General features: G+C 75.1%; 3 protein-coding genes and 1 pseudogene. 3 read left to right on the plus strand and 1 reads right to left on the minus strand.

Features of this window, described 5'->3' with window-relative positions:
- Positions 1 to 169: 169 nt before the first annotated feature.
- Both ACFWVE_RS31300 and ACFWVE_RS31305 read left to right on the plus strand, forming a co-directional pair.
- Positions 170 to 3,103, plus strand: coding sequence for a LuxR C-terminal-related transcriptional regulator (locus tag ACFWVE_RS31300; RefSeq protein WP_384021370.1), 2,934 nt, complete (start codon positions 170 to 172; stop codon positions 3,101 to 3,103).
- 143 nt (positions 3,104 to 3,246) lie between these two features.
- Positions 3,247 to 4,506 carry a helix-turn-helix domain-containing protein gene (locus tag ACFWVE_RS31305; protein WP_384021373.1) on the plus strand — a complete coding sequence of 420 codons (1,260 nt, stop codon included), beginning with the start codon at positions 3,247 to 3,249 and terminating at the stop codon, positions 4,504 to 4,506.
- Between the two features lie 125 nt (positions 4,507 to 4,631).
- On the opposite strand, the gene ACFWVE_RS31310 is transcribed toward ACFWVE_RS31305, so the two are convergent.
- Positions 4,632 to 5,879, minus strand: coding sequence for an erythromycin esterase family protein (locus tag ACFWVE_RS31310; protein ID WP_384021376.1), 1,248 nt, complete (start codon positions 5,877 to 5,879; stop codon positions 4,632 to 4,634).
- A gap of 58 nt (positions 5,880 to 5,937) precedes the next feature.
- On the opposite strand from ACFWVE_RS31310, the pseudogene ACFWVE_RS31315 reads away from it, so the two are divergent.
- A pseudogene (locus ACFWVE_RS31315) lies at positions 5,938 to 6,431 on the plus strand (MerR family DNA-binding transcriptional regulator); the annotation flags it as partial.

The raw sequence follows: 6,431 nt of genomic DNA on the forward strand, positions 1-6,431 counted from the left end.
CCACCGGCGTTGTGGGCCCGCACCGCCGAGGTGCGGCCCGGTTGGGCGGCGGCACACGCAGCCCACCGCGCACACCGCGAAAAGCCGCTGATGGAACAGCGGATGGGCCGCCTCCGGCACCTGGACGGACACCTTCCACTACTCCTTACGCGTGAGTAAGGTAGTGGAAATGAGCGGACAGAAGACCCGTGGACCCGCTCCGCTCCGGTACCGCGCGGGACCCCGAGGGCAGGCGCTTGCCGCGCTGCTGGACGGACTGCGCACCGACGGCGGCGCCCATGTCGTGACCGGTGAACCCGGCGGCGGCCGTACGGCCTTCCTGGAGTTCGCGGCACGCTCCTTCCGCGCCGGACCGGTGTGGCACGTCCGCGCCGAACGGGCCTGGTCTCCGCAGCCCCACAGCGGTCTGCACACCCTGCTGCGCGCCGCCGGCCACTCCGGGCGCGCCCCCGGCGACGGCGCGGCGGGCGGGGAGGTGCTCCTGGACCTCCTGCGGGCGGCATCCGCCCGATCACCCCTGTTGGTGTGCGTGGACGACGCGCACCTGTGGGACACCGCCTCGCGCGCGGCGCTGGGCCGGGCGGCAGCGCGTGTGCACGCGGCGGACGGCGTCCACCGGGTGGGCCTGCTCGTCACCGTGCCCGGACACCAGCCCGTGGGAGAGGAGCTGGCGGGGCTTCCGGTGCTGGAGCTCGCCCCGCTCACGCCCGGGGACGCGGCGGGGCTGCTGCACGATCTGACGGACGGTGCCGTCGACCCGGTCGTCCGCGACGAGTTGGTGACCGAGGCGCAGGGCAATCCCGCACTGCTGCTGGCCCTGGCCCACCGCCTCTCGCCGGCCCAGCTCCGCGGCGACCACGCGCTGCCCCGCCCCCTGGCCGACGCCGTGATGCTGACCGCTGTCGCGGGTGGGTGCCTGAGCGGCCGACGACCCGACCGGTCCGGCCTGTTGCTGGCCGTCGCCGCGGCGATGCGTGCCACGGGGGAGCAGGATGCCGAGGCCGCACTCGTACGGCGGGCGACGAACGGCTCCGGCGGTCGGGAGGACGACGGACCGCCCGAACCGTCCGAGCCGCCGAAGGCGCCCGAGCTGGTCGCGGTTCCCGAGGGCCGGCTCCGGTTCCGCAGCCCGCTGCTCGGCAGGGCGGTGTACGCCGGTGCGTCGCCCGAGCGCCGCCGCGCCGCGCACCGCGCGCTGGCCGCGGCACACCCCGACCCGCACGGCGTGCCCGCACTGCTGCACCGCTCATGGACCGCCTCCGGACCCGACGAGGCCCTGGCCGACCGACTCGAGCGCGCGGTCACCGACTCGACCCCCGGCATACCGCCCTCCCTGCTCCGTACGGCGCAGGTGCGGGCCGCCGAACTGACGCCGGACGACGCGCGGCGGGCACGGCGGTACACGGCCGCCGCACAACAGGTCCTCCTCGCCGGGCATCCGCGCGAGGCCCTGCGCCTGCTCGACGCCGCCGGGAGCAGGCCGGCACCGGCGCCGGTACGTGGCCGCGCCGAACTGCTGCGGGGCAGAGTGCTCCTGGCCGACGGCCCGGTGGACGACGCCCGCGAGTCCTTCCTGCTCGCCGCCCGCCTCCTGGCGGGCCCGAGCCCGGCGGAGGCCGACGCGGCGGTCCTCGGCGCGGCGGACGCGGCCTGGGCCGCCGGCGACTGGCAGGCCTGCCTTCGGGCTCTCACCCACGATGACGCCTGCGCCGATCCCGCCGTCGCGGGGGTGTTCGACCCCCGTGCCGCGGCTGCGACCACGACGGATTCGCAGGAGACGAGCCCAAAGGAGGCGGCAGCACGGGAGGCGCCCCGGGGCTGCCCTGCCCACCGCGGCGCCGTTCCGGGGCAGCCCTCCGTTCCCCCGCCCGCCCTGCTCCGCGACCACCGGGACGGCATGCGCGCCGTGCTGCTGGGGCGGTTCGACCTCGCCGCTGCCCCGCTGACCCGCGTGGTGGACCGGGGCCGTCCCGCCACCGAGCCCGAACGGCTGCTGCGTTCGGCCGCCGCGGCTCTCATGCTCGGCGATGTCGCCGCCGCCCGCCGGGCCGGAGCACGGGCCCTGGCGGCGGCACGCACGCTGGGCACCGCGTCCCTGGAACCGCGAGCCCTGGAGTACCTGGCCTATGCCGAACTGCGCGCCGGATGCCACCAGCTGGCCCGTACCCATGCCGAGGAGGGGCTGCGTGCCGCGCGCCGGACCGGACAGCGGAACACGGCCGCCCACCACCACGCCGTACTGGCGCTGGCGGCATCGATCGAGGGCGACCGGGCACGCGTGACCGAGCACGCGACGGCGGCGCTCACCACGGCCCGGCGGCACGGCCTGGCCCAGGCCGCCCTGCTCGCCCAGTGGGCGGCGGCCCGCGCCGACCTGGGCGCGGGCCGCCCCGAGGAGGCCGCCGACCGGCTCGGCCCGCTGGTCCGCCCCGGCGCGCGACGCGGCCACTTCGCGGTGTGGATGCTCGCCGTCCCCTGCTTCGTGGAGGCCGCCGCACTGGCCGGGCGGCCCGAGCACGCCCGCGCGTTGGTCGAGGACTTCGCGCTGTGGGCCGGCTGCGGCGCCGACCCGCAGGCCCCCGCCCAACTCCTTCGCTGCCGCGCCCTGCTGGCCGCGCCGGAGGACGCCGACGAGCTGTACCTGCGCGCCCTGGACCGGCACGACGAGACGTCCGGCGACTTCGAACGGGCCCGCACCGGACTGCTGCACGGCAAGTGGCTGCGCCGCCGGCGCAGACTGCGCGAGGCCCGCGCACGGCTCGGGGAAGCGCTGGTCGACTTCGAGCGCTGCGGCGCGCAGCTCTGGGCACGCCAGACGGCCGCGGAACTGCGCGCCAACGGCGTGGCGCCGAGCGGGCCGGGCACGGGCGAACCGCCCCGGTACGGCGCGCGGAGCCTGTCCCGGCTGACCCCGCAGCAACTGCGGATCGCGCGGTGTGTCGCCGAGGGTGCCACCAACCGGGAGGTGGCGCTGAGCCTGTCCGTCAGTACCCGCACCGTGGACTATCACCTGCGGAACGTCTTCGCCACGCTCGGCGTCCGCTCCCGGGTCGAGCTGGTCCGACTTGTCGAACAGGCGGAAAAGACCGGTGCACAACTCTAGGGACCGACCGGACGGTATGTCATCCTTCGGGGCAGGACGAGTCGGGTGGCGGCCCGCTCACGGGCTCCGCGGCCGGCCGGGAGCCGGTACGGGGGCCGTCACGCGGGCGCCGCCGGGAAAGCCGACCCTGGGGGAGATGCGCGATGCAACACGCCGTACGGCCACGGAGCCTGCCGCGCCCCGGACCCGTGCCCGCACCACGGGCGCGGGCACCGCGCGTGCGGTCACTGATCGACGCCGACGCACTGGGCGTGCTGCACCGGGCCGCCCGGGTGCTCCTTGACGATCTGCCCCGGCTCTCCGACCAGCTGGTCGCCCTGCTCCAGGACCAGGAGCCCGCCTACCGGTCGGCGATCGAGAACGACGCCACCGAGATCTGGCAGGAGGTGCACCGCTCGCTGCGGCACAGCATCTCCTCGCTCCTCGACCCGCGCGGCGTCCGGGACGCGGCCCGCCGCTGCTCCTGGAAGATCGGCGCCACCCGTGCCGAACAGGGGCTGCCGCTGGACGCGCTGCTGCACGCCTTCCGGCTGGGCGGCTCCCTGGTGTGGCAGAACCTGGTCGACGAGACCTCCCGGACGGCACCCGAGGACGTACGGCTGCTGGTGCACGTGGCGTCCGACGTGTGGAACTTCGTCGACGAGCACTGCACCGTCGTGGCGGACTCCTACCGGCAGACCGAGCGGCAGCTGTCCTGGCGGCGGGAGAACAGGGTGCGGCTGCTGGCCGCGGCGCTGCTCGACGGGAGCAGCCGGATCGCCGACCTGCCCGAGGCCGCGCTGGCGCTGGACCTGCCGGAGCACGGCCGGTACGTGGTCGTCGCGGTCGGCGGCGGCCGGTTCGCCGCCTGTCCCCGTGCCCAGGCGGTGCTCGCTCCGGGTGTGCGCGTGCACTGGCACACAGGAGTGGACGCCGACCACGGCGTCGTCCTGGTCCAGGACGACGCGGAGCCGGTGGTGGAGGACGAGCAGCCGCCGGGCGTACGGGTGGGTGTCAGCAGCGTCGTCGAAGGGCTCGCCGCGGTGGGCGAGGCACGAAGGCTGGCGGACACCGCGCTGAGCCTGTGCCCGGAGACCGGCGGCACGGTCCGGCTGACGGAACACCTGCCGGCGGCCCTGGTGGTGTCGTCCCCCGACCTCGGCGCCGCCCTGGCCGACCGGCTCTTCGGCCCGCTGGCACGGCTGGAGCCCGCCGACGCGGAGGTCCTGCTGGACACCCTGGCCACCTGGCTGGCCTGCGACGGGTCCGCCCAGCGGGCGAGCAGACGGCTGTACTGCCACCGCAACACCGTCCTCAACCGCCTGCGACGCTACGAGCAGTTGACCGGACGTTCCCTTTCCCGCCCCTTCGACCTGGTCGAGGTCACCCTCGCCCTGACCGCCCGCAAGCTCCTCCCGCGCTGACCGGCACCCCCCGGGGCGGGCCGTACGACTCAGGGCCTGCCCGGGCGGATCACGCCGAGGACGCGGGGTCCGGCACGCACTCCCTCAAGCTCTTCGAGCAGGGGGTGTCCCCAGTCGCGTGGTCGTCACTCCCCCCTCTCGGCTTCGCTCGAGAGGGGGCCCATTCCCTGGTGTTCCGGGACGTCCCCGACGAACACGACCCCGTCGGCTCCCTCCAGGCGGGCCGGGTCGAACGGGCTGTACCCGAACCACGGCGACACGCGGGTGGCGGGCACTCTGTCGCCGAGGAGGCCGGCCAGCCGGGGGCCGCCGATGAGGCAGGGGTCCTCCGGGAGCGCGTACAGCAGTCCCTCGACGGTGTCCGGGGGCGGGGTGCCCACTCCCCGGTGCCGGATCGTGCCGAGCGCCGTGGCGAGGAAGGCGTACTCCTCGCCCAGACGGGCGTTCACGAGCGCGCCGGCGCCCCACCACTTCAGCGGCGGCTGATCCCACATGCGCATCGTGCTCTTGTCCCGCTGGAGATGGCTGTTGTGGGCGAAGACCAGGGTCGGGCCCCGCTCGGCGAGGGCGAGGAGGTTGTCGGCCATCATCCGGTCCCGCTGGCCCAGCAGCCGTGTCATGCGACCCGACGAGGTGCCGGCCAGCCAGTAGTGGTAGCGCAGCAGACCGGTGGCGGTGCGTCCGTACAGGCGCGCCCGGTCCCAGACGTCCCGCGAGGTCGCCGCGATCAGATGCGGCGTCTCGGCGTCGAGCAGCGCCACCAGGTCGTCGGCGAGCAGCAGCAGTTCCCCGGCCTCTGCCGACCGCCCCACGGACCGGGCCGGGTCCGTCATGACGTCGGGATGGGTCCACCGGTCGTCGGTGCCGAGCAGGCGGTCGAGTGTTTCCGTGGTGCAGGGGAGCAGGTCCGCGTCCACCCGGGCCGCGAGGCAGTCGTGAAGTGCGGTGAGAGCCTGCCGAGGGCTCGCGGCGCCGGTGATCTCCAGCGGGCCGTCGACACCGGCGAAGCGGAGCCGCTCGGAGGCCGGCCGGCCCACGTTGTACTCCCGCATCCAGCACACGAGTTCGCGGTTGGCCGCAAAGGCGCCCCAACCGTGGCTGAATCCGTGCGCCATGACCTCGTCGAGGGTGCCCGTGCCCTCGGTGACGTAGTCGTCCACGGCCAGGCCCATCAGACAGTCGCTCTCGATCGCGATCGTCCGGTAGCCCTCCTGCTCGACAAGTTGCGAGAACAGCTCGTTGCGCAGGCCCAGCAGAGCGTCCTCGCCGTGCGTGGGTTCCCCGAGCGCGAGCACGCGCGGCCGGCCGGAAAGCAGCTCCATGACGCTCCCGGCGTCCACGGCACGAACGGCGTCCTTGATGCGATGAGTCATGCCCTCAACGCTATCGCTGAACTTCCGGTGAAAACTTTTCCGCGATACCGTCGGTGTCATGGGGCGAAACCTTCAAAGCGGGGGACGGCTTCGGCCGGTCGACCTGGCACGTGGGCACGGTCTGTCCACCCAGGCCGTCAGGAACTACGAGGAGGCCGGCATCCTCCCGCCCGCCGACCGCACCCCCCACGGCTACCGCACCTACACCCCGCTGCACGCGCGCGCCCTGGCCGCGTTCCGCGCCCTGGTACCCGGCCACGGCCACGCGACGGCGACGGCGATCATGCGTGCCGTCAACCGGGACGCGGTCGACGAGGCGCTGCGGCTCGTCGACGAAAGCCATGCCCAACTGCTCGAGGACCGCCGCACACTCCGTGCCGTGGAGCGAGCTCTCGGCGACCTGGCGCCCGGCACGGAGCGGCCCGGCCCGGTGCCGGACACGGCGCCCGGCGCAGTGTCCGGCACCGACGGCACCCCCTGCTGGCCGCCCTCCTGGTCGGCAAGGCCACCGTCGCCGCGGAGCGGGGCGTCCCGCTGCGGCTGGCTCCCGCC

The organism is Streptomyces sp. NPDC058632 (assembly GCF_042717095.1).
Lineage (GTDB): Bacteria > Actinomycetota > Actinomycetes > Streptomycetales > Streptomycetaceae > Streptomyces.

What these genes read in the sequence shown, in the direction of transcription:
- ACFWVE_RS31300 (WP_384021370.1), top strand. Translation starts at nt 170, where the DNA reads ATGAGCGGACAGAAGACCCGTGGACCCGCTCCGCTCCGGTACCGCGCG.
- ACFWVE_RS31305 (WP_384021373.1), top strand. Translation starts at nt 3,247, where the DNA reads ATGCAACACGCCGTACGGCCACGGAGCCTGCCGCGCCCCGGACCCGTG.
- ACFWVE_RS31310 (WP_384021376.1), bottom strand. Translation starts at nt 5,879, where the DNA reads ATGACTCATCGCATCAAGGACGCCGTTCGTGCCGTGGACGCCGGGAGC.